At 72.7% G+C, this 21,961-nt stretch carries 20 protein-coding genes and 1 pseudogene; 11 read left to right on the forward strand and 10 right to left on the reverse strand.

Going from position 1 to position 21,961, the window contains the following annotated elements; translation table 11 throughout:
- Positions 1–90 precede the first annotated feature (90 nt).
- Together pip and DEI83_RS15375 are read left to right on the forward strand one after the other, a co-directional pair.
- Complete coding sequence (pip, locus tag DEI83_RS15370) at positions 91–1,062, forward strand: prolyl aminopeptidase (protein WP_111082812.1); 972 nt, start codon at positions 91–93, stop codon at positions 1,060–1,062.
- Positions 1,063–1,161: 99 nt separating this feature from the next.
- Positions 1,162–2,139, forward strand: coding sequence for a hypothetical protein (locus tag DEI83_RS15375; protein WP_111082813.1), 978 nt, complete (start codon positions 1,162–1,164; stop codon positions 2,137–2,139).
- A 69-nt stretch (positions 2,140–2,208) separates the two neighbouring features.
- Here DEI83_RS15375 and DEI83_RS15380 read toward each other — a convergent pair whose 3' ends face one another.
- From DEI83_RS15380 to DEI83_RS15390, 3 genes are all read right to left on the reverse strand, one after another.
- Positions 2,209–2,541, reverse strand: coding sequence for a hypothetical protein (locus tag DEI83_RS15380; RefSeq protein ID WP_111082814.1), 333 nt, complete (start codon positions 2,539–2,541; stop codon positions 2,209–2,211).
- A 203-nt stretch (positions 2,542–2,744) separates the two neighbouring features.
- Positions 2,745–3,302: a low molecular weight phosphatase family protein gene (locus DEI83_RS15385; RefSeq protein ID WP_181431268.1), complete on the reverse strand. Its 558-nt coding sequence runs from the start codon at positions 3,300–3,302 to the stop codon at positions 2,745–2,747.
- A gap of 2 nt (positions 3,303–3,304) precedes the next feature.
- On the reverse strand, positions 3,305–4,597 hold the full coding sequence (locus tag DEI83_RS15390; RefSeq protein ID WP_111082816.1) for an adenylosuccinate synthase: 1,293 nt from the start codon (positions 4,595–4,597) through the stop codon (positions 3,305–3,307).
- Between the two features lie 169 nt (positions 4,598–4,766).
- On the opposite strand from DEI83_RS15390, the gene DEI83_RS16080 reads away from it, so the two are divergent.
- Positions 4,767–4,925, forward strand: a complete 159-nt coding sequence (locus DEI83_RS16080; RefSeq protein ID WP_181431269.1) for a hypothetical protein — start codon at positions 4,767–4,769, stop codon at positions 4,923–4,925.
- Between the two features lie 65 nt (positions 4,926–4,990).
- A complete protein-coding gene (locus DEI83_RS15395) occupies positions 4,991–5,164 on the forward strand; it encodes an Rv0909 family putative TA system antitoxin (RefSeq protein ID WP_111051011.1) in 174 nt (57 codons plus the stop codon).
- Between the two features lie 143 nt (positions 5,165–5,307).
- On the opposite strand, the gene DEI83_RS16085 is transcribed toward DEI83_RS15395, so the two are convergent.
- Together DEI83_RS16085 and DEI83_RS15400 are read right to left on the reverse strand one after the other, a co-directional pair.
- Positions 5,308–5,475 carry a hypothetical protein gene (locus tag DEI83_RS16085; protein ID WP_181431270.1) on the reverse strand — a complete coding sequence of 56 codons (168 nt, stop codon included), beginning with the start codon at positions 5,473–5,475 and terminating at the stop codon, positions 5,308–5,310.
- A 139-nt stretch (positions 5,476–5,614) separates the two neighbouring features.
- Positions 5,615–9,295, reverse strand: coding sequence for a S8 family serine peptidase (locus DEI83_RS15400; RefSeq protein ID WP_181431271.1), 3,681 nt, complete (start codon positions 9,293–9,295; stop codon positions 5,615–5,617).
- Between the two features lie 148 nt (positions 9,296–9,443).
- Between DEI83_RS15400 and DEI83_RS15405 the strand changes: the two genes are divergently transcribed.
- The 5 genes from DEI83_RS15405 (at position 9,444) to DEI83_RS16090 (ending at position 15,275) form a co-directional block, all read left to right on the forward strand.
- Positions 9,444–10,097 carry a TetR/AcrR family transcriptional regulator gene (locus DEI83_RS15405; RefSeq protein WP_111082818.1) on the forward strand — a complete coding sequence of 218 codons (654 nt, stop codon included), beginning with the start codon at positions 9,444–9,446 and terminating at the stop codon, positions 10,095–10,097.
- Positions 10,094–10,834 (forward strand): hypothetical protein, encoded by a 741-nt coding sequence (locus DEI83_RS15410; RefSeq protein WP_111082819.1) that lies wholly within the window; start codon positions 10,094–10,096, stop codon positions 10,832–10,834. Before DEI83_RS15405 ends, DEI83_RS15410 begins: the two co-directional genes overlap by 4 nt.
- Complete coding sequence (locus tag DEI83_RS15415; protein WP_111082820.1) at positions 10,831–12,912, forward strand: YhgE/Pip domain-containing protein; 2,082 nt, start codon at positions 10,831–10,833, stop codon at positions 12,910–12,912. The genes DEI83_RS15410 and DEI83_RS15415 overlap by 4 nt, the downstream gene beginning before the upstream one ends.
- A 172-nt stretch (positions 12,913–13,084) precedes the next feature.
- Positions 13,085–14,161, forward strand: coding sequence for a LacI family DNA-binding transcriptional regulator (locus tag DEI83_RS15420; RefSeq protein WP_111082827.1), 1,077 nt, complete (start codon positions 13,085–13,087; stop codon positions 14,159–14,161).
- A 310-nt stretch (positions 14,162–14,471) separates the two neighbouring features.
- Complete coding sequence (locus DEI83_RS16090) at positions 14,472–15,275, forward strand: hypothetical protein (protein ID WP_111082821.1); 804 nt, start codon at positions 14,472–14,474, stop codon at positions 15,273–15,275.
- A 387-nt stretch (positions 15,276–15,662) separates the two neighbouring features.
- On the opposite strand, the gene DEI83_RS15430 is transcribed toward DEI83_RS16090, so the two are convergent.
- A complete protein-coding gene (locus DEI83_RS15430) occupies positions 15,663–16,337 on the reverse strand; it encodes a TrmH family RNA methyltransferase (RefSeq protein WP_375334676.1) in 675 nt (224 codons plus the stop codon).
- Between the two features lie 112 nt (positions 16,338–16,449).
- Entirely contained in the window at positions 16,450–17,109 is a 660-nt protein-coding gene (locus DEI83_RS15435; protein ID WP_111082822.1) for a TetR/AcrR family transcriptional regulator, read from the reverse strand.
- 99 nt (positions 17,110–17,208) lie between these two features.
- Here DEI83_RS15435 and DEI83_RS15440 point away from each other — a divergent pair, with 99 nt between their 5' ends.
- Positions 17,209–18,006: an HAD-IIA family hydrolase gene (locus DEI83_RS15440; RefSeq protein ID WP_111082823.1), complete on the forward strand. Its 798-nt coding sequence runs from the start codon at positions 17,209–17,211 to the stop codon at positions 18,004–18,006.
- A 13-nt stretch (positions 18,007–18,019) separates the two neighbouring features.
- Here the strand turns inward: DEI83_RS15440 and DEI83_RS15445 are convergent, their stop codons facing one another.
- Entirely contained in the window at positions 18,020–18,964 is a 945-nt protein-coding gene (locus tag DEI83_RS15445; protein WP_111082824.1) for a CPBP family intramembrane glutamic endopeptidase, read from the reverse strand.
- Here DEI83_RS15445 and DEI83_RS15450 point away from each other — a divergent pair.
- On the forward strand, positions 18,963–19,655 hold the full coding sequence (locus DEI83_RS15450) for a metal-dependent transcriptional regulator (RefSeq protein WP_111082825.1): 693 nt from the start codon (positions 18,963–18,965) through the stop codon (positions 19,653–19,655). The genes DEI83_RS15445 and DEI83_RS15450 overlap by 2 nt on opposite strands.
- Positions 19,656–19,675: 20 nt before the next feature.
- Here DEI83_RS15450 and DEI83_RS15455 read toward each other — a convergent pair whose 3' ends face one another.
- Together DEI83_RS15455 and DEI83_RS16095 are read right to left on the reverse strand one after the other, a co-directional pair.
- The gene (locus DEI83_RS15455) at positions 19,676–20,320 is read right to left on the reverse strand and encodes a HEAT repeat domain-containing protein (protein WP_111082826.1); all 645 of its coding nucleotides are present in this window, start codon (positions 20,318–20,320) and stop codon (positions 19,676–19,678) included.
- 117 nt (positions 20,321–20,437) lie between these two features.
- A pseudogene (locus DEI83_RS16095) lies at positions 20,438–21,961 on the reverse strand (hypothetical protein); the annotation flags it as partial.

Raw genomic sequence — 21,961 nt, forward strand, 5'->3', positions numbered from 1 at the left:
CGAGGTGTCGTGGTCGCCGGTTCCGCGACGCCTCGGTACGGTGGCAGCGCCCCACCCACCCCGTCCTGCCCCGTCGTCCGAGAGGCCCCCGTGCGCCAGCTGTACCCACCGCTCGAACCGAACCGCTCCGGCCTGCTCGACGTCGGCGACGGCCATCAAATCTACTGGGAGGAGTGCGGCTCACCGGACGGCAAGCCCGTCGTGTTCCTGCACGGCGGGCCCGGCGCCGGCTGCTCACCCGACCACCGTCGCCTGTTCGACCCCGCCCGCTACCGGATCGTGCTGTTCGACCAGCGGAACTGCGGCCGGAGCCTCCCGCATGCCGGCGATCCGGCGACCGACCTGTCCGCGAACACGACGTGGACCCTCGTCGAGGACATCGAACGGTTGCGCGAGCACCTGGCGATCGACGCGTGGCAGGTGTTCGGCGGCTCCTGGGGGTCGGCCCTCGCACTCGCGTACGCGGAGACGCACCCGGAGCGGGTCACCGAACTCGTCATCCGGGGGATCTTCACGCTGCGGACGAGCGAGATCGACTGGTTCTACGAGGGCGGTGCCGCGAACGTCCTCCCCGACCTGTGGGAGCAGTACCTCGCTCCCGTCCCGGTCGAGGAGCGCCAGCCCGGCGGACTCGTGCGCGCGTACGAGCGGCTGCTGGCCGACCCGGACCCCGCCGTGCTCGGTCCGGCCGCGGTCGCCTGGGCGAGCTGGGAGGCCGCGTCGATCACGCTCCTGCCCCGCCCCGACCTCGTCGCCCGGTACGCGGACCCGACGACCGCGCTGGCGTTCGCACGCATCGAGAACCACTACTTCACACACGGCGGCTGGTTCGACGACGGGCAGCTGATCCGCGACGCTCCCCGACTCCAGGGCATCCCGACCGTCATCGTGCAGGGGCGCTACGACATGTGCACGCCGGCCGTCACCGCATGGGACCTGCACCGGGCCCTGCCGTCGGCCGAGTTCCGCATGGTCGACGACGCCGGGCACGCGTTCGACGAGCCGGGGATCCTCGACGCCCTGCTCGAGACCACGGACCGGTTCGCCGTCGACGTTCGCTGACGCGATCCCGCCGACGCTCTCCGTGACGACGGCGGAGGTGCGGAGGACGCGCCGACGCAGGACGCGCCTCCAGGCCGGTCGGCGTGGTGTGGTTGTCCCATGACCAGCGACCTCGTGCCGTGGTTGGTCGCCGGGGGGCTCGCCGTCGTGGTGGTCGTCCTGGTGGTCCTGCTGCGGCGACACCAGACCTCGTCCCGTTCCGAGCTCGAGGCCGCCGAACGGACGCGCGCCGCGGAGCTCGCGCACCGTGATGCGGAGCACCGGGACGCCACGGCGCGGATCGAGGCGGACCGGGCCGCACAGGTCGAGGCCGCGGAGGCCCGCCGCCGTGACGCCGTCTCCGAGGCCGAGGAGAGCCGCGCGCTCCTGCGGCGGGGCATGAAGTGGGAGGAGGCCTCGGAGCAGGCGATCCTCCGTGCGTGCCGGGCAGCGGGCGTCAACGGCGTGCTCATGACCAACGTCGTGTTCGTGCCCGTCGGTGAGACCGAACAGGGATCGTGGCGGAAGTTCGTCGCGCAGGCCGACCACGTGCTCGTCTCGGACTCCGGGCGGGGGCTGGTGATCGAGAGCAAGCGCTGGGGCGGCATCGTGTTCGACGGACGTCGTCCGAGCGAAGTGCACCCGGCCTTCCGCAACCTGGTCGACGAGTCGTCCCTCGTCCCACCGTTCGCCGTCCAGGTGCAGAGCCGGACCGTGCTCAACGCCGAGCAGGAGGCCGAGAACTGGTGGCGGGTCCACGTCACGGCGAAGGGCGCGTCACCGGCGTTCCAGGTCCGGCAGCAGGCACGACGGCTCGCCCGGTTCGTGGACGAGCAGACCGGGGTCTCCCGCACGTGGTTCGACACGTGCGTCTACTACTCGTCGCCGTCGGCAACGGCCTTCGTGCAGGCGGAGGACCGCAGCGGCACCGTCACCACGAGCGTCGTGACGAACGACCACGAGCTGCAGTCGGCGCTCGCCGCCTGGGCCGCGAAGGACTCGGTACCGAACCGCGCCCGCGCCGACGCGGTGGTACGGGTCCTCGCGGGGCAGGGCGCGCACGCGATCACGGTCGGGAGCTACCGCCTGCCGGAGTGACTCCGCCCCGCACGCGACGACGCCCCGCCGGCCTGAGCCAGCGGGGCGTCGTCAGTGGAACTGGACGCGCTACGCGACCGGACGAATGACCGACGGGAGCATGACGTGCAGGTGGCCGGCGAGGGCCGTCTCGGCCTCCTCGAGCGAGGCGAAGTCGCCGACGACCAGGCCGAAGGTGTCCGAGGCAACGTAGCGGCCGTCGCGCTTGTCGACGGTGCCGCCGAAGTAGCCGCCGTAGTTGGCGATCCACTCGTCGTCGCCCTCGAGCGTCCAGGTGAGCTTCGCCCGAGCGGCACGGGCGCTGGTGGCGGCCTCGGCCTCGAGGACGGCGACGATGTCGACGGTGTCGGTGTCGAGGGTGACGTCGGTCCCGGTGGCGGTCCGGTTGATGGTCGTGCTCATCGCGCTCTCCTGTCGTGTTCGGGGTACGTGCTGCGGTACCTGAACGCTACGACACCGAGCCCGCCGATCGACAGCGGAGCCCGTCGATTCACGGGTTCAGCCCCGGATGTTCATCCGCGATCCCCGGAACTCCGGGCCTCCACCACAGCCGATCGGGGTACAGAACGGCGGATCGGGGTACTCGCGTTCCGGACGATCCGACCTCAGGAGACGGCGCGGACAGCGTCGGCGATCGACACGAGCGCCGCGTCGATCTCGTCGGCGACCCGCACGTGCGTGGACTCTGACCGGCGGTAGGGGTCGTCGACGTCGTCGTCGGCCGGATCCGCCGGCGGCGGGACGGCACCACGCAGGCGTGCGACCCGCTCGACGAGGGCTTCGGGCGTGTGCACGTCGGCGAGGTCCCCCGGCTCGAGGCCGTCGAGCACCCGCGCGAACTGCTTGATCGTGAACGCCCGCTTCGCCGCCCGCGGGGCGAGCTGCACGACCGCGGCACGGTGCGAGCGCTCGGCCGTCAGCACGAGGTCGGCGGACGCGGCGATCTGCTCGGTCAGGTAGCGGGACCGGTGCGCCTCGGTGGAACCGCCGAGGCGCTGCGACTGCGCCGCCGCCGCACCGTCCATGACCGCGCCGTCGTCGGCGATGGTGCCCGCCGACTCGACGACGTGTGCCGAGGCGGCCGGACCGAGCCGGGCCTGCAGCACCTGCGCGCCCAACGGGGAGCGACAGATGTTGCCGCTGCAGACGAAGAGGATCCGCACGCTCAGCCCTGGCCGAGCAGGTCGTGGCGGACGACGATCGCGTCACGACCGGGGCCGACACCGATGGCCGAGATCCGGGCGCCGGACATCGCCTCGACCGCGAGCACGTAGTCCTGCGCGTTCTTCGGCAGGTCCTCGAACGAGCGGGCACCGGTGATGTCCTCGGACCAGCCGGGGAACTCCTCGTAGATCGGCTTCGCGTGGTGGAAGTCCGACTGCGACACGGGCACCTCGTCCACGCGCTCCCCGTCGACCTCGTACGCGACGCAGACCGGGATGGTCTCGAGGCCGGTCAGGACGTCGAGCTTCGTGAGGACGAAGTCGGTCACGCCGTTGATGCGTGCCGTGTACCGCGCGATCGGGGCGTCGTACCACCCGCAGCGGCGCGGTCGCCCGGTCGTCGTGCCGAACTCGAACCCGTTCGCACGGAGGAACTCCCCCGACTCGTCGAACAGCTCGGTCGGGAAGGGGCCGGCGCCGACACGGGTGGTGTACGCCTTGACGATGCCGATGATGCGCTCGAGCTTGCCGGGGCCGATGCCCGAACCGGTCGCGGCACCGCCGGCCGTGGCGGACGACGAGGTGACGAACGGGTACGTGCCGTGGTCGACGTCGAGCATGGTGGCCTGCCCGGCCTCGAACAGGACGGTCTCGCCACGCTCCAGCGCCCGGTGGATCTCGAGCGCGGTGTCGGCGACCATCGGACGCAGTCGGTCGGCGAAGGACAGCAGCGACTCGACGACCTCTTCCGCGTCGATGGCGCGGCGGTTGAAGACCTTGACGAGCAGGTGGTTCTTCTGGTCGAGGGCCGCCTCGACCTTCTGTCGCAGGATGTTCTCGTCGAAGATGTCCTGGATGCGGATGCCGACCCGGTTGATCTTGTCGGCGTAGGTCGGGCCGATGCCGCGACCGGTCGTGCCGATCTGGCGCTTGCCGAGGAAGCGCTCCGTCACCTTGTCGATGGTGCGGTGGTAGTGCGTGATGACGTGGGCGTTCGCGGAGACGCGCAGCTTCGACACGTCCACCCCGCGGGCCTTGAGTGCGTCGAGCTCCTGGAACAGGACCTCGAGGTCGACGACGACGCCGTTGCCGATGACCGGGGTGACACCCGGGGTGAGGATGCCGGAGGGCAGCAGGTGCAGCGCGTACTTCTCACCGCCGACGACCACCGTGTGACCGGCGTTGTTGCCGCCGTTGAACTTCACGACGTAGTCGATGCGGGAGCCGAGGAGGTCGGTGGCCTTCCCCTTGCCCTCGTCGCCCCACTGGGCGCCGATGATGACTGCTGCGGGCATCTGGTTCTCCTCACGTTGGCGGAGGACCGCACACGGCCGTCCGGGCCGGTGGTCCACCCGAGTCTATCGGCTGGTCATCTCCGCGTCACCGTCCGACAGGTGGCTGTGGACGGCCGACCCGGTCGGGAGCACCCTGGACGGACACGACGGACGGAACGGAAGGAACCCCATGAGCGACCCGATCGACGACATGAGCCGCCTGCTCGACACGCAGCAGGCCGACGACCTCACCGACGGCGGCATCGGGAGCGTCGAGGGCGCCCCGCAGGTCGTCATGCCCGAGACCGACCGAGGGCGCGAGGCCGCCGAGGAACGTCCCGACGCCTGAGCGCGGACGGATGGTCCCCGGAGCACGGTGGACCGGTCAGTGATCCGACGAACGGAAGGAACACCATGAGCGACCTCAGCGACAAGGCCAAGGACTTCGCGAACAGCGACAAGGGCGAGAAGGCGACCGACGCCGGTCTCGACAAGGCAGCCGGCGCGGCCGACAAGGCGACCGGCGGTGGCCACGGCGACCAGATCGACAAGGCCGAGAACGCGGCCGACGGCAAGATCGGCAACTGAGCCGGTCACGTCGACAGCGGCGCCCGTCGGCGCCGAACACGACGGGAGGCCCGGTACCAGTTGGTACCGGGCCTCCCGTCGTGTCCGTGGTCGGGTCGGCGCGACCACGGGGGTCAGCGCGACCGTCAGGGTCGTCCGGAGCGTCAGCCCCGGAAGAAGTCCGCGTACGAGGGATCGCCGATCGGCTGTGTGTGGCCGGGCTCGGACAGGCGCTCCTCGACCATCGCCCGGATGACGTCCGGCGGGGTGAGGCCGCGTCGACGCCACTCCATCGGGTTCTGCCGGAGCTGCACCAGGGTGTTCGTTCGCATGACCACGACTCTTCCACGAACTACCTAGTTCGTCTAACTACGTGTCCCCTAGGCGCACTCCCGGACGGAAGAGCGTCCGCACGGTCAGCACACGACGGAGCGGGCGGCCCGTCCCCGGACCGCCCGCTCTCGACTGCTGCTACCTGGTGATCGTGCCGGTCTGCGGCGAGGTGATCGAGGTGCTCTCGTACCCCGACTTCTTCCCGGTCACGATGACGGACAGCTTGTGCCCGACGTCCTTCGACGTCGTCTTGTAGGTCGACGCCGTGGAGCCGACCTTCTTGCCGTCGCGCAGCCACTGGTAGGTGAACGTGATGCCGTCCGCGTTCCAGGTGCCGGTGTGCGACCGCATGTTGGTCCCGACCTTGAGCGAACCCGTCACCGCGACGCGGCCGGACACCAGCGCGAGCTTCGGGGTCACCGAGGTCGTGCTGAGCACGTCCGCCTGGTCGCCCGGCGCGTTGTGCAGGTGCAGGAGCAGGACCTTCGCCGAGGTCGAGCTCGCCGACGCCCGGACGACCTTGATCGACGTGTCCGGGTAGGTCAGGCTCGACGCCCCGTTCGCCGTGAAGGACACCGCCGGCTGGAAGGCGTTGTACGTCACCGTCTTGGTGTCGTCCACGACAGAGGAGGCAGCGGTCGGCAGCGTGGGCGAGTAGGCCGACTCGGTCACGACCGCGTAGTCGAACACCGCCGAGGTCGACTTCGCCGTGTACCCGAGGGCCGCGAGCGACACCGGGAGCACCTTGACCGCGGAGTCGAACGTGTTGACGTCCACACCGGCGGCGACGCCGCCGAGGGGCCGCGTGTCGACGACCTGCTTCCCCGGGTCCTCCTGGTGCAGGTCGATCGTCTCCACGACGGTCGCGTCGACGGTCGCCGACTTCCGGTCGTACGTCAGGTAGTCCGGCTCGCCGTCACGGTTCGTGTCGATGAGCACCTCGACGTTGTTCGAGGCACCGGGGTTCGCGTCGGCACCGTCGGTCTGGACACCGAACGAGACGAGGCCCTTCGACCGGTCCGCCAGGCCGAGCGCCGTCGAGTTGGCCCCGAAGGCGCGGATGTCCGCACCGCCAAGGGTCTGCTTCGCGGTGCCGTCCGGGAACGACTCCTTCGGGTCGGTGCCACCGAGCTGGAACGGTGCGACGAGTGCCTGGTAGCCGGTCGCGCCGGTGCCCTGGGAGAGACCGCGACCCTCGGAGGTGATGGTGCTGGTGCGGGCCTTGCCCTCGAACACGACGTCGTCCGCGTGCAGGGCACTGACCGGCTCCGGGGCGGCGTACACACCGAGTCGGAGCGGCGTGACACCGTCGGCGGCCGGGGTGAACGTGACCAGGCCGGTGGCCGCCGGCACGAACTCGCGCTGCGTGCCGCTCTCGACCGCGGCCTGCGTCGGGTCGATGACCTTCCGCAGGAGCGTCGGGTCGGCGATCGTCATGGTCAGCGTGACCGTGGCGGTCCCGCCGGCCGGGACGGTGACCGTGTCGGCGTTGAGCGCGAACACGACGCCGGGCTGGGCGATGCGCGACTCGTACGCGACGCGGTAGGTGCGCGCCTCGGCCGTGGTGTTGCGCACCAGGAGCGTGCGCTTCTCGGTGGTCGCTGCGCTGACCTCGACGACGCCGAAGGAGGCGGTGACGAGCTGGCCGTTCTCCTGGCTGCGGACGGTGGTGCCGTCCTGCACCACCTGGAGGGCGTCGACCCGGCCGGTGCCCTGACGGAGCAGGGTCGCCGACTGGCCGTCGGTCGCACTCTGGCGCACGTCGTGCGTGGCCGTGTTCATGAGCGCGGCCTTGACCTCCGGTGCGCTCCACCCCGGGTGGGCCTCGAACGCCAGGGCGGCGACGCCCGCGACGTGCGGGGTGGCCATCGACGTGCCGCTCATCGAGAGTCGACCGTCGCCGGTGCCGTTCGCGGCCGAGACGACGTTCACGCCGGGGCCGGCGATGTCCGGCTTGACGACGTCGCCGTAGGAACCGTGGTCACCGCGGCTGGTGAAGGACGCCAGGGTGTTGACCGTGTCCGCGTCGGTCGCCACCTCGAAGCCCCGGAGCTCGTCGGCGAAACGCACGTGCAGGGTCCCCGCCCGGGCGGCGGCCTGGAGGCCCGCCACGCTGTCCCGGGTCAGCTCGGCACCCGGGATGGTCGTGTTGCCGGCGATGCCCGAGTCGAAGGTGTTCACCGTGCCGGCGAGGAGCACGCCGATGCCGCCGGCGGCCTCGACGTTCCGGAACCGGACGCCCGAGCCGCACTCGAGGGCACCGTCGGTCCACTTCAGCCAGACGATCTTGCCCGTGATCGCGGCGGCCTGGTCGGCACTGAACGCCGCACAGCCGTCGATGTTCGTGGTCGGGACGACGACGTCGCCCTCGACCGGGAGCGCGCCCTGGAACTCCTGCGAGTACTGGCCGCGCCAGGTCTTCGCGACGTCCGCCGGGGCGGTCGCCTCGACACCGTCGAACAGGCTCTGTCCGGTGGCCGCGGCGGCGACCGTGAGGGCCCCGGCGGCGTTGCCCGGCGATCCACCGACGTCGGTGAAGTCCTCGGCGTTGCCGGCGGCGATCACCGGCAGGACACCGCGGGCGGTGAGCGCGTCGATCTTCGCGTTGTCCGGGTCGTCGGCGGCGCCGTAGTCGGAGCCGAGCGACAGGTTGATGACGTCGATGCTCCGCCCCTCGGTGAGGGACTGCCCGACCCAGTCGAGGGCGGCACCGGTCAGGTCGGTGGACCCGCCCTGGTCGCCGAACACCTTGAGGGCGTAGAGACCGGCCTGGGGCGCGCTGCCCGGGCCGACCCACATGTCCTGGACCTGCTGCGGGGTGAGCGTCGTGTGGTCACCGCGGAAGGTCGTCTTGTCGGCGTTCAGGCCGTACCCGGCTGCGGTGCCGGCGACGTGCGTGCCATGGTCGCCGCCCTTGCCGTCGATGGGGTTGGCGTCCGGGGCGGGCACCGGGTCGTAGGTGTCGGGGTCGCGCGGGTCCGCGTTGTACGTGGGGCCGGCGAAGTCGTGGCCGCCGAGGTACTTCGACGGGTCGTACCAGCTCGAGGCCGGGGTGCCGGTGCTGGCCAGGGCCTCCTGGTAGGCGGCTCGGGTGCCAGGGCCGCCGAAGTCCGCCTGCGTGTAGTCGAGGCCGGTGTCGATCACGGCGACGTTCACGCCCTCGCCGGTGTGCCCGGTCTGGGTCCACGCGTCGTGGGCCTTGGTGTACAGGTCGCTCGCGGCGTTCTTCGGCGCCACCCCGTCGGCACCGGGCTGGGCCAGGTCGGGGTCGACGCCCGAGGGCGCGGCGTCGGCGGAGGCGTTCCGCTCCGGCTCGACGACCTTCTTCGGCAGCAGCGGGGCGATGCTCAGCACGTCGGAGCGCTTCGCGAGCTCGGCGAACGCGGCAGCGTCGGCGACGACCGCGACACCGGGCACCGTGTACTCGGTCGAGTAGAGCTCGGCCGCCTCACGGTCCGCGCCCTTGACCGCGCTGAGGACCTTCGCGTTGGTCGAGCGGATCGTGGCGAGGCGGCTCTTCGCTGCCGACGACGGGGCCTTCGAGCGGGAGAGGTCCCCGCCCTTCGCCTGCGCGTCGACCTCGAGTGCGCCGGCGCCCGTCGTCCGGACGAAGGCGCTGACGGTCGTGCCCGGCGAGGCGGTGCGGAGCGGCTCGGTCAGCTTGAGACCGGCGGCGGCGCTGCCGGCGGGTGCAGCGGACGCGGCGCCGCCGACGGCGAGTCCGCCGCAGGCCAGGGCCGTCACCGCGACGATCGAGGTCAGCAGGCGCGGTGCGCGATGCCGACGGGAGGGGTTGTTGGGCGGTGTCGCTCGTGGCACGCAGCACACTCCTGGTGAGTCCGACGTTCGGGTGAAGTTCTGATGAAGCTATGTGGTCCTTCCCAGGACAGGGAGTCGGCAGTTCAGGGGACAGAACCTGTGTCCGTTCGAAGTTGCACACCGGTGTGCACGTTAATAAGCTGTCGTCATGACCACCGCAGAACGGCAGACCCGTGCGCCACGACGGGACGCCACGGAGAACCGCGCCGCGCTCGTGCAGGCCGCGCGGACCGTGCTGCAGGCCGACCCGGACGCCTCGCTCGAATCGATCGCGGGCGCCGCCGGGCTCTCACGGCGTGCGGTCTACGGACACTTCCCCTCGCGCGACGACCTCGTCCGCGAGGTCGTCGCGGGTGGAGCCGAGCGCATCCTGGCCGCGATGCCCACCCGGGCCGAACTCGTGGAGCTGCCCCCGGCCTCCCGGCTCGCCAGGATCGCGGTGTCGCTCTGGACCGAGGTCTCGCACGTCCGCTCGATGGCCGTCATCGCCGTCCGCGGTCCCCTCGTCGAGACGGTCGCCGCCGTCTTCGCGCCGCTGCGCGCCCAGGTCCGTGATGCCTGCGCACTCGGCATCGCGGACGGCACCCTGCGCGACGACGTCGACGCCGCGGCGCTCGGCCGCCTGGTCGAGGGCGCCTGCCTGGCCGTCCTCGACGAAGCCACACGCTCCGGCACCTCCGACGACGCCGGCCGCCGCATGGTCGTGGTCTCGGCCCTCGGCATGGCCGGCGTCGACTGGCGCACCGCCCTCCTCGCACTCCCCGCTCCCGCTCCCACTCCCGTCCCGGAGGACCACGCATGACGCTCACACTCGCCGCCGTCGGCATCGGCACCGGCCCCGGGGCCGCGCTCCCGGTCGTCAGTGCCGTCGCCGCCCCCGGGCACCCGGGCATCGTCGCGGTCGAGACCGAACAGGCACCCGTGCTCGCGTCCCTCGTCGCCGGCGGTCGGATGAAGCCGGACACCGGACAGGTGCTCCTCGACGGGCACGACGACCCTGCGGCCGTCCGACGCACGTTCGCCCTCGTCGACACCCCCGGCGTCGCCGAGCCCTTCCCGGTGATGACCCTCAAGCAGATCGTGCACGAGGAACTCGCCTTCGCGGACCGTCGGCCCTCGCGGTCGGACGTCGCGACCGTGCTCGACGAACTCGACGTGACGCGCTGGGCGGACACCCACGTGCAGCGGGTGCCGACCGATGCCCGCGTGCGCCTCCTCGCCGAGCTCGCGCTCCTGCGGCCGGACGTGACCGGACTCGTCATCACCGCACCAGAACGGCACGGCGGCGCGGTCGCCGACTGGTTCGCCGTCGTGCGCGACATCGCGCGCCGCGGAGTGACCGTCGTGCTCGTCACGTCGAAGGCCGCGGCCGAGACGGCGACCGCCCTGCTCGACACGACCACCGACCACGACGACGTGGCGGACACCACCCCCGAGGGTCCCGAGGACGCGACCCGGACCGAGGACGCCCCTCCGGGCCTCCCGACCGAGACCTCCGACACCACCGACGCAACCGCTCCCCTGGAGACCCGCTCGTGACCATCCCCGCCCTCATCCGCGCCGAACTCGCGCGCCTCACCGCGACCCCGCTCGCGCGGCTGGCGTTCATCGCCCTCATGTGCGTGCCGCTGCTGTACGGCGGCGCGTACCTCTGGGCGAACCGCGACCCGTACGCCAAGCTCGACCAGATCCCGGCCGCGATCGTCGACCAGGACGCCGGAGCCACCCTCGACGGCGAGCGCGTCGACTACGGGAAGGACGTCGCGAAGGAGGCCGTCGACGGGCACGACTTCGACTGGACCGAGACCACCGCGGCCGACGCCCGGTCCGGCGTGCGCAACGGCACCTACGACTTCGTCGTGACGATCCCGCACGACTTCTCCGAGTCGCTGGCCTCCGCGCAGTCCGACCACCCCGAGCGCGCCGAACTCGTCATGACCACGGCGGACACGAACTCGTACCTCGCCTCGACCATCGCGGAGCAGGCCGGCAAGACCATGCGGACCGCCGTCGCCGAACGCGTCGGCAAGGAGGCCGCCACCACGCTGCTCGTCGGGCTCGCCGACGTGCGGGACAGCCTCGGGGACGCCGTCGACGGTGCCGGCGAGCTCGCTTCCGGCGCGACGACGGCGGCGAACGGAGCCGACGCACTCGAGGACGGCACGGCGCAGCTGTCCACCGGCGCCGGGACCCTGGCGTCGAGCACCGCCGCGCTGCCGTCGCAGACCGCGCAGCTGGACGCGGGCGCGCAGCGGGTCGCGACGGGTGCGGCGTCACTGGCCACAGGCCTCCGTGACGCGCAGCAGCAGACCGCGGCCCTGCCGGACCAGACGCGCCAGCTCGCCGACGGCGCCGCGCAGGTCGCGGCCGGCAACGCGGAACTCGCGGCCCGCGTCGACGAGGCGAACACGGCGGTGCAGGCGATCCAGCCCCTCGACGCGGGCACCGTGCTCGAGGACATCACCGCGAACCTGCCCGAGGGCGTCACCCTGACCCCCGAGCAGCAGCAGGCGCTGACCGCCACCGTCACCTCGGCCGTCGATCGCGCGAACAGCGCAGGCGCCGACGCGAAGCAGCAACTCGGGGTCACCACGGGTCAGGTCGACACCCTCAGCGCCGGAGCCCGCCAGGTGTCCGACGGCGCCGCGGCGCTGGCTGACGCCGCCCCACAGCTGTCGTCGGGCATCGCCACGGCCGCAGACGGCGCATCGACGCTGTCGAGCGGCGCGGCGCAGGTGGCCGCCGGGACGCACGAGCTGGCCGGCGCCGCCCCGCAGCTGTCCTCGGGAGCGTCGCAGCTCGCGACCGGAGCGACCTCGGCCGACGACGGTGCGAAGTCGCTCGCGACCGGACTGCACTCGCTGGAGTCCGGCTCGTCCGAGCTCGCGTCCCAGCTCGACGAGGGGCGGACGAAGATCCCCGCGTCGACCTCGTCATCGCGGAACGCGCAGGCGTCCGTGATCTCCGACCCGGTGAAGGTCGGCGACGACAACATCGCGGCGGCCTCGAACTACGGCGCCGGCCTCGCCCCGTTCTTCATCTCGCTCGCCGCGTGGATCGGCATGTACGCGCTGTTCCTCATCCTCAAGCCGATCTCGAAGCGGGCCATCACCGCCGTCCGACGCCCCGTGCGCGTCGTCCTCGGCGGCTGGCTGACCCCGGCGCTCCTCGGCGTCGTGCAGATGGCCGCGCTCTTCCTGATCGTCCGGTACGCCCTCGACCTCGACGTGGTGCACGCCGGTGGGACGGTCGGCGTCATGGTCCTGGCATCGGCGACCTTCGCGGCGATCATCATGACGCTCAACGTGCTGCTCGGCTCGGTGGGACAGTTCCTCGGGCTGGTCCTCATGCTCATCCAACTCGTCACCGCGGGCGGCACGTTCCCGTGGCAGACGCTGCCGGGGCCGCTCGCCGCGCTGCACTTCGCGCTGCCGATGACGTACTCGGTCGACGCGATCCGGCAGACGATGTACGGCGGGTCGCTCGCCACGGCGTGGAGTGACGCCGGGGTCCTGCTCTGCTGGCTGCTCGGCGCGCTGCTGGTGTCGTACCTCGTCACCGCGCGGCAGACGCGGACGCGGACGTTGCGGGACCTGCGGCCGAGCCTGATCGGGTAGCGGGGCACGGGCCGGGCGGCGGCCGGAGGCACGGGTCGGCGCCGCCCCGGGCCTCCCGTCCGACGCCCGGTCGCCTGTCCGACGCCCCACGTCTTCGGTGGCGTGGAGCGCGACAGCGCTACGATCGTGTGGACGCACCCGGCGGGTGCGCAGCCGGAGGTCGAGGATGACGATGGGGAACACCAAGCCCGCGACGATCTACGACGTCGCCGCTCGTGCGGGGGTGTCGAAGTCGCTCGTGTCCCTCGTGCTGCAGCGGTCCCCGCGGGTGAGCGAGCAGCGTCGAGCGGCTGTCCTCGCGGCGATCCAGGAGCTGGACTACCGGCCGTCGACCGCTGCGGTGTCACTCGCCGGCACCCGGTCCCGCACGATCGGCGTCGTGCTCGACGACTTCCGGAACCAGTGGTTCGTCGACCTGCTCACCGGCCTGCGCGAGGCGCTGCAGGACCAGGGGCACCGCCTCGTCGTCGCCGACCGCTTCCTCAACACCGGGCTCGACGTCTCCCCCGTCGAGGGGTTCCTGTCCATGCGCGTCGAGGGGCTCGTCATCGCCGGGGAGCCGGACACCGACCTCGCGATCCCGGCGAGCACACCCGTCGTCGTCGCCGGCGGTCGGGCAGCACTCGCTCGAGCGGACACGGTCGCGAACGACGACCTCGCGGGCGGACGGATGGCGGCGGAACACCTGATCGACCTCGGGCACGTGCGGCTCGGCTTCGTCGGTGGGCGCTCGGCTGCAAGCGACACACGACTCGAGGGCTGGCGGGCGGCCATCGACGCCGCGAGCACGCGGGCCGGCGGGACGGCGTCGAACGGCGCGACCAGGTCGTCCGACGTGACCGGGTCGTCCGACGCCGCCGGATCGTCCGACGTGACCGGGGTGGCGGTGGTCCTCGCAGCCGACGTCACCGAGGAGACCGGGTTCACCGGTACGCACCGCCTCCTCGACGAACACCCCGAGGTGACCGCGGTGTTCGCCGCGAACGACGTGACCGCGCTCGGCGCGATGTCCGCGATCGCCGACCGTGGGCTGCGCGTGCCCGAGGACATCTCGGTGATCGGCTACGACGACACCCCGATCGCAGCCTCGCGGTACGTGGGCCTGACGAGCATCGACGACCGCAGCATCGACATCGGCCGCGGTGCCGGGGTGCGGCTGCTCGAACGGATCGCGGACCCGGGGCTGACCCCCACCGAGGTCCTGGTCGAGCCCCGACTCGTCGCCCGTCGGACGACGGCCCCGCGCTGAGCGGGCGGTCGGGGGCGTCTGCCGGAGGCTCGCACTCCGATGCCGCTTTCAGGACAACCTGACCGCGCTGGTACCTGAGCGGAACTAAGATTCCTCGTGGCCCCTACCCGAGGGGTCACGTGGACGGAACACCCGAGTTCAACCCGACGTCTGCATCTTCTCGGCGGCACGAGCACCCTCTCGTGTCGGACGCACTGGTCGCCCTGCCCGTGCCCTCGCCGTGGGTCCCTGCCCACGGCGTCCTGATCGATGCTGCCTCGCCTGCCCGGGTGGCCCTCCTCGGAGTACCCGAATCCCTGGAGATCAGAACATGGCACGCATCCTCACCCGCACCATCGGCGGTGCCGCGGCCTCGATCATCGCCGGCGGCATCGCAGCCGTCGCGGTGACCGGAGTCGCCTCGGCACACACCCCCGAGGTGTCGGCGTCCTGCACGCAGCTGCACGTCGCACTCGCGAACTACCCGGCGAAGTCGACGGTCGACGTCGTCCTCGACGACACCGACCACGGCACCTCGACCTTCGGCCCGAGCGCGTTCGACAAGACGTTCTCGCTGGACCCGTCCAGCAAGCACACCTGGTCCGTCTCGGTGACGTCCGGCGACGGTGACCGCGCCTTCGACAAGACGTTCTCCGGCAAGTCGGCCGAGGAGTGCCTGACGGCCGCACCCCCGGCTCCCGTCCCGACCGGCACGCCGACCCCGGCACCGACGCCGAGCACCCCCGCGACCCCGGCACCGACGCCGAGCACGCCGACGCCGACCACCCCCGCGACCCCGACGCCGACGCCGACGCCGACGCCGACGCCGAACGTACCGGTCACCCCTGGCGTGGTGACGAACACCCCTGCACCGACTGCACCCGCGCCCCCGACCGGTGACGTGACGCCGAACGGCACCACGACCCCGGGTTCGACGACCCCGTCCGGCACGAGCACCACGGCCGCCGGCGCGCCCGGCACCGGCTCGGGCTGGGGCTCGGGCTCGAACGGCACGGGTCAGCTCGCGTTCACCGGCTCGCCCGTCGGTCTCGGCGTGGGCGTCGGCGCGCTGGTCGCGATGCTCCTCGGTGGCGCCCTCGTCGCCGTCACCGCGATCCGCCGCCGCCGGGCCTGATCCGCGCGGGTGACGGCGCCGGGCCTCCGCTCGGTGCCGTCACCCCACCCGCGGTCCGCCCGACCGCTCTGCCGGCGCCTCCCCGCAGCCCGCCGAGGTCGCACGACTTGCCGCGCGCACCCCGCGGAGGTCGCAGTATCCACCGCTCTCGCACGTCGAGATCCGCGGATTCTGCGACCTCGGCGGAACGGCCACGGCGAGTCCTGCGACCCCGGCCCGCCCGGCCGAGCCCCGGGCCGCGCCGACCCGTGGCCTGTCGAGGTTCCACGACATGCCGCGCGCTGCCCGCCCAGGTTCCGGAATTCGCCACTCCCGCACGTCGAGATCCGCGAATTCCGCGACCTCGACGGAACGGCCACGGCGAGTCCCGCCCGGCCGCCCGCCCGCTCAGCCCGGCAGCTCCGCGTGCCGGACGACCCAGCTGTGCATGACGATCGCCGCCGCGGCCGAGGCATTGATGCTCCGCGTCGACCCGAACTGGGTGATCTCGAGGTGCCCGTCGGCGCCCGCGACCGCCTCGTCCGTGAGCCCCGGCCCCTCTTGCCCGAACAGGAACACGCAGCGCTCGGGCACGTCGGCGGTCTCGATGCGGTCGGCCCCCGGGGTGTTGTCGATCGCGATGACGGGCCGTCCCTCGTCCCGCATCACCCGGAGGAACGCGGCGACGTCCTCGTGGTGCCGGACGTGCTGGTACCGGTCGGTCACCATCGCCCCGCGGCGGTTCCAGCGGCGGCGCCCGATGATGTGCACGGTCCCGGCCAGGAAGGCGTTGGCGCTCCGGACGATCGACCCGATGTTGAGGTCGTGCTGCCAGTTCTCGATCGCCACGTCGAAGGTGTGCCGGCGGGTGTCGAGGTCGGCGACGATCGCCGCCATGGACCAGTAGCGGAAGCGGTCGACGACGTTGCGGGTGTCACCGTGCTCGAGCAGTTCCGGGTCGTACTGCGGCCCGTCCGGCCACGGCCGCGGGTGCGGTCCGACGCCGTGCGTCGTCGCCTCGTGGGTGGGCGGGAACGCCGGAGACGGCTCCGGCAGGTCGCCGGACGGGAGGCCCTGGGTCACGTCACCAGCGTACGGCGCGTGCACCGCGCCTCCCGTCCCGACCGGCACCGCGCGCCTCCGGTGCGATCACGACAGCAGCACCGGGCCCGCCGCGCCACCGGCGACGCACCGCTCAGCCGGCGACGCGCGCCTCGATGCCCGCGAGGAGCACGTCGATCCCGAGGGCGAACCGTGCCTCGTACGAGTGCTCGCCCAGGACCTCCCCGACCAGCCGGTGCCGCTCCGGACGCCCCGCCTCGGAGTCGCCGCGCCCGACCTGCACGGCGGTGTGCCCGACGACGAAGTCGTAGACGACGAAGAACGCGTACATCGCCTCCGTGTCGGACAACCCGGCGGAGCGGAGGGCCCCGACGACGGTCGCGACGACGGCGTCGGACTCGGACGAGGCGAGCGGCGCCCGGCTGCTGTGCGACTCGAGGACGAGCGGGTGCCGGATGAGCAGGTCGCGGAAGGTGGTGGCGAAGACCCGGACCACGGCGCGCCAGTCCTCCGGCCAGACGAAGGTGGCGGTGAACTCGTCGACGGTGCGTCGGACGAGTTCGGCGTGCAGGTCGTCGAGCCCGCCGATGGTGCGGTGGACCGTCATCGGGGCGACGCCGAGTGCCGCTCCGAGTGCGCGGAAGGACAGCCGGTCGAGCCCCTCCTGGTTCGCGATCACGGTGGCGGCGTCGACGACCTGGTCGCGCGAGAGCACGTTCGGACGGCCGCGGCGACGCCGGGGCGCTGCCGAGGGACCGTCCGGGGTGGCGCGGGAGTCCTGGTCGACGAGCACGGGCTTCCTCCTGACGTTCCGGTACGCGTACGGGAACGCACCGGTGAAAGCCTAGGGCACGTCGGGATTCGGCTCCGCTCGGCCCACTACGCTGACCCCATGGCATCCCGCGACGAGGTCGAGTGCTGGCTGACCGACATGGACGGCGTGCTCGTCCACGAGAACCAGGCGCTCCCCGGCGCCCCGGAGTTGATCCGCCAGTGGCAGGACCAGGGCACCGAGTTCCTCGTCCTCACGAACAACTCGATCTTCACGCCGCGCGACCTCAGCGCCCGACTCCGCCAGTCCGGGCTGCACGTCCCCGAGGAGCGGATCTGGACCTCGGCCCTCGCCACCGCTGACTTCTGCGCGTCGCAGATGCCGGGCGGCTCCGCGTTCGTGATCGGCGAGGCCGGCATGACGACCGCCCTGCACGAAGCGGGGTTCATCATGACCGAGACCGCACCGGACTACGTCGTCGTCGGCGAGACCCGGAACTACTCGTTCGAGGCGATCACCAAGGCCGTCCGCCTCATCCGCGACGGCGCCCGCTTCATCGTCACGAACCCCGACGCCACCGGCCCGAGCGCCGAGGGCGTCCTGCCCGCGACGGGCGCGATCGCGGCGATGATCGAGAAGGCGACCGGCAAGCAGCCGTACGTCGTCGGCAAACCGAACCCGATGATGTTCCGCTCGGCGATGAACCGCATCGGCGCGCACTCCGAGAACACCGGCATGATCGGTGACCGGATGGACACCGACGTGCAGGCCGGCATCGAGGCTGGCCTGCACACCGTGCTCGTCATGACGGGGATCAGCGACCAGGCCGAGATCGACAAGTACCCGTTCCGGCCGAGCGAGGTCATCGCCGGCGTGCACGAGCTCCTGCACACGGAGCCGTACGAGGTGGAGATCTAGTCCGGGCGGCCGATCAGCTGCCCGGGGCCTCCGCTCCGGCCGGGAGACCCACCTCCGGACCGCGCACCGCAACCGCCCCCAGGGGCGGTACCGCCCGCCACCGGCGGCGCAGCCGCCGGCCCCGGTCGTCCCGCCACGCGACGAGCCCGCCGGCGACGACGCCGAGCAGCAGCACCGCGATCGTCACGAGACCGAGCAGTCCGACGAGCAGCAGGTCCACCGACCCCGGTGCGGAGGCGCTGACACCGATCGCACCGAAGTCCCAGAAGGCGTGCAGCAGCACCGGCGCGAGCAGGGTGCCGGTCAGGCGCCGGGCCAGGTAGAGCACCGACCCGAACGAGGTGGCGAACACCACCTGCAGGACGGTCGTGGCCACCGGGGCACCCGACAGGACGTTCACGAAGTGCAGCAGACCGAACAGCACGCAGGACACCGCCCACACCCAGATCTCGGGCAGACGGCGTCGGAGGCCGACGAGGAGCACGCCGCGGGTCAGCAGCTCCTCGAAGACACCGACCAGCAGCACCCCGAGCGCGAGGAGCAGGAAGTAGTGCAGGCCCTTCCCGCCCCAGTCGAGGAGCGGGAGCCTGCCGAGGCACACCGCCAGGACGAGGAGCGGCGCCACGACCGTCCACCGCGGCCCGCCGCGTACCGGGTCGACCGTCGCGATCCGCCACCAGCCGAGCGCCGTGACGACCACCGCCAGGATGCCCGCCACGACCGCCTCGGGGACGACGAGGTCGTACAGCACGCTGTCGACCGTCCGGCCGAGCGCCGGGTAGTCGTCGCTCGGCCGGGACCGCACGATGCTCACAAAGGCGAAGACGACCAGCGGGGCGAGCCCGATCAGCAGCGACGGCGGGACCGGCCACCACCCGCGACGACGACGGCGGACGGCGGGAGGCTGGACGGGGGTCACCTCCCGGTTGTACCAGGAGCGGCCGTACCATTGGCGCATGCGCCTGCCCTCGCTCAGCACGATGGCGGAGGATTACGTCAAGCTCGTCTGGAAGGCGGGTGAACGCGGCAGCGGCGGCATGGCCACGCGGGACATCGCAGCAGCCCTGCACGTGTCGGCGTCGACCGTGTCGGGGAACCTCCGGAAGCTCGACCGTGACGGCCTCATCGAGCACACCCCGTACCGCGGTGTCGTGCTCACCCCGCTCGGGCAGCAGGCGGCGGTGGCGATGGTCCGGCGGCACCGCCTCATCGAGACGTTCCTGGTCGAGCGGCTCGGGTACTCGTGGGACGAGGTGCACACCGAGGCCGAGGCACTCGAGCACGCGGTGTCGGAGACGTTCCTCGACCGGGTGGACGCCGACCTCGGCCACCCGACGCACGACCCGCACGGCGACCCGATCCCGAGCGCGGCCGGCGTCGTGCCGGACGCCCCCGGAGCCCTGCTCGGCACGGTCGACCCCGGCGTCTGCGGGACCGTCGGTCGGGTGTCGGACGACGACCCGGCGCTGCTGCGGTACTTCGACGAGCTCGGGGTCGGACTCGGGACGCACCTACGCGTCGAACGCGTGCGGGACTACGCCGGCGTCGTGGCCGTCACGCGTCGGGATGCCGGCGGGGCGGAGGCGCCCCTGGACCTCCCGGCCGCGGCCGCGACGGCCATCTGGCTGACGCCCGACGCACCGCACTGACGCCGACCGGGCCACCGACGTCAGCCCTTCGCGGACCGGGTCCGGCCGAGGGCGACCTCGCGGCGGGCCCGCGCGAGCGCCAGCGCCGAGCCCGCGTCCGGGTCCTCGAGCAGCCGGGAGGTCTCGGACGCGTGCTCGCGGACGGCCTCGTTCCGGTGGTCCGCCGCGGCGGCGAGGACCGGCCCCGCGACCTCGGCCCCGAGTCCGGCGAGCGCCCGGGTCAACGCCGACCGGGTCTCCGCGTCCCCGTGGCCGAGCTGCACGGCGAGCGTCTTCGCGAGCTCGGGTCGTTCGGACTCGGGCGCGAGCAGCACCGCGGCACGCCAGGCGGTCCGGGCGACACCCGGGTCGACGTCGGACAGCCGATCGGCGACGTGCCGGTACACCGAGCCGTCGCGGATCTTCGACAGGGTGTGCAGCGCCTGGCTCCGCGCCTGCGCCTCCGGACGCTCGAGTTCGGGGAGCAGCCGCGGCACGACGACCTCGGCCGGCAAGCGCACCAGGGCCCAGGTGAGCATCTCGCGCACCTGGAGGTCCGGCTCGACGGCGCACTGCGCGACGAGGGTGTCGAGCTCGTCGACGGAGGGGGTGGTCCCGGCGGCCATCACGGCACGGAGGCGCACGGTGGGACGGGGATCGGTCAGGTACGAGGCGAGCGTCGGCATGGCCCTCCCACCTCACCCCTCGCACCTGGGTGACGGCTCTGACGTGGAGCCTCCCGTCCGTCCGGACCCGGGTCGAGCCCGGTCCGGCACGCGGCGGCGGCGGCGGCGGGGCGAGCGTCAGCCGACGGGCGGGAGCGTGCCGGACGTCGCTGGATGCGCTGCAGCGGCGGCGGCCGGGCTGCTCGACGGCGCTGCCGGGTGGTCCTCGATCGTGTTGCCGAGCAGCCACCTGGTGAGCAGGAACACCACGACGAGCAGCACCACGATGATCGCGATCGACCCGTAGACCAGGAGCTGCTTCCCGCGCCTGCCCTCGCTCTGCAGGCGGGCGAAGCCCTCGTTGATGAAGTTGTCCCGGTCGGCGCCCGCTGCGCCGGCCGAGTCCTCCCCGCGGGCGCTGTTCCCGGGGGCCGCGGGGACGGCGGGCATCATCCGCGTGCTCGTGTCCTCGGGCAGACCACGGATCTGGTCGATCGCCGCGGTGCCGAACAGGTCCTTGATGACGCCGGTGTCGCTCGTCTCGCGGCCCTGCCACTCGGACTGGTCGATGTCCTCGGGCGCGAGCGGGCGAGGCGCGTCGTCCTGACCCGCTCGGTCGTGCTGGTCACGCCGGTCGTCGTACCCGGCGGAGGCGCTCCGGTCCGTGCGGTCGGCGCCGTCGCCGCCCGACACGGGGTCGGTCCAGGGCGTCGGCGGGACCGGTGGCCTGGACGCGGATCGCGGCCCCGGCTGGACCGACGGCGGGACGCCGTCGGCGGGGACCACCCGCGGCGACTCGTCGTCCTCCGCCGCCCACCACCCAGTCGCGGCGGACGGTGGCACCACGGGCGGGAGGACCGACGGCGGCGGTACCGGGGCGGCCGAGCGGGGCGCGAACGCGGCGGTCGGAGCGGGTCCGCCGATGGTGCCGACGTCGGGGTCGTCCAGGTCGTCGTCGAGGTCGCGGTCGTGCTCGACCGGCGTGGCCGGGGCAGGTGCGGTGGGAGACGGGACGGGGTCGGACACGACCGGGAAGACCGAGGTCCCCTCGTCCGTCACGTCACCCGGGAAGACCTCACCGGTCCGGGCGGCCTCGTCACTCAGCGACCAGCTCGACCCGCCCGACGGAGTGGTCCGCTCGCCGGCCGGGTCGTCGTCGGGCACGTCGGGCACGGGCCCGTCGGTGTCGACGTCGTCGGGGACCGACGTGCCGGCGGCCCAGGAGCCCGCGGCGACGAGGTTCGTGTCGAAGGCGTCCTGCGTCAGCGCGGTCTGCACTTCGCCGGTCTCGTCACCGAGGACGGACCAGTCGAACGGACGGTCGGCCTGCGGGGCACCGTCGACGTCGTCGTGCAGGCGGAGCAGCTCGGTGAAGCTCGGCGGCTCGGCGGTCGAGGGCAGGACGTCCTCGACGCCGAGCGGTTGCGCGGCGGGGCCCCCGGCCAGGGCCGGCGGCACCGACGCGACCGATGCGGGATCGTCGGCGGACGGCGTGGCGGTGGGCTTCGCGCGTCCGAGCCAGTCGACGTCCGAGCGGCCGAGACCGTCCGGGTCGGTGCGGCGACGCTCGTCCTCGATCGCGCGGGACTCGGCGGCGCGGGCCTCGCGGTCGGAGCGGGCGGTGGGCAGCGAGATCGCGCGGGGGTCGGGGGCGTTCGGGAC

The sequence above is a fragment of the Curtobacterium sp. MCBD17_021 genome, assembly GCF_003234525.1.
Classification (GTDB): domain Bacteria; phylum Actinomycetota; class Actinomycetes; order Actinomycetales; family Microbacteriaceae; genus Curtobacterium.

What these genes read in the sequence shown, in the direction of transcription:
- DEI83_RS15375 (WP_111082813.1), top strand. Translation starts at nt 1,162, where the DNA reads ATGACCAGCGACCTCGTGCCGTGGTTGGTCGCCGGGGGGCTCGCCGTC.
- DEI83_RS15380 (WP_111082814.1), bottom strand. Translation starts at nt 2,541, where the DNA reads ATGAGCACGACCATCAACCGGACCGCCACCGGGACCGACGTCACCCTC.
- DEI83_RS15390 (WP_111082816.1), bottom strand. Translation starts at nt 4,597, where the DNA reads ATGCCCGCAGCAGTCATCATCGGCGCCCAGTGGGGCGACGAGGGCAAG.
- DEI83_RS16080 (WP_181431269.1), top strand. Translation starts at nt 4,767, where the DNA reads ATGAGCGACCCGATCGACGACATGAGCCGCCTGCTCGACACGCAGCAG.
- DEI83_RS15395 (WP_111051011.1), top strand. Translation starts at nt 4,991, where the DNA reads ATGAGCGACCTCAGCGACAAGGCCAAGGACTTCGCGAACAGCGACAAG.
- DEI83_RS16085 (WP_181431270.1), bottom strand. Translation starts at nt 5,475, where the DNA reads ATGCGAACGAACACCCTGGTGCAGCTCCGGCAGAACCCGATGGAGTGG.
- DEI83_RS15405 (WP_111082818.1), top strand. Translation starts at nt 9,444, where the DNA reads ATGACCACCGCAGAACGGCAGACCCGTGCGCCACGACGGGACGCCACG.
- DEI83_RS15410 (WP_111082819.1), top strand. Translation starts at nt 10,094, where the DNA reads ATGACGCTCACACTCGCCGCCGTCGGCATCGGCACCGGCCCCGGGGCC.
- DEI83_RS15420 (WP_111082827.1), top strand. Translation starts at nt 13,085, where the DNA reads ATGGGGAACACCAAGCCCGCGACGATCTACGACGTCGCCGCTCGTGCG.
- DEI83_RS16090 (WP_111082821.1), top strand. Translation starts at nt 14,472, where the DNA reads ATGGCACGCATCCTCACCCGCACCATCGGCGGTGCCGCGGCCTCGATC.
- DEI83_RS15440 (WP_111082823.1), top strand. Translation starts at nt 17,209, where the DNA reads ATGGCATCCCGCGACGAGGTCGAGTGCTGGCTGACCGACATGGACGGC.
- DEI83_RS15450 (WP_111082825.1), top strand. Translation starts at nt 18,963, where the DNA reads ATGCGCCTGCCCTCGCTCAGCACGATGGCGGAGGATTACGTCAAGCTC.
- DEI83_RS15445 (WP_111082824.1), bottom strand. Translation starts at nt 18,964, where the DNA reads ATGCGCCAATGGTACGGCCGCTCCTGGTACAACCGGGAGGTGACCCCC.
- DEI83_RS15455 (WP_111082826.1), bottom strand. Translation starts at nt 20,320, where the DNA reads ATGCCGACGCTCGCCTCGTACCTGACCGATCCCCGTCCCACCGTGCGC.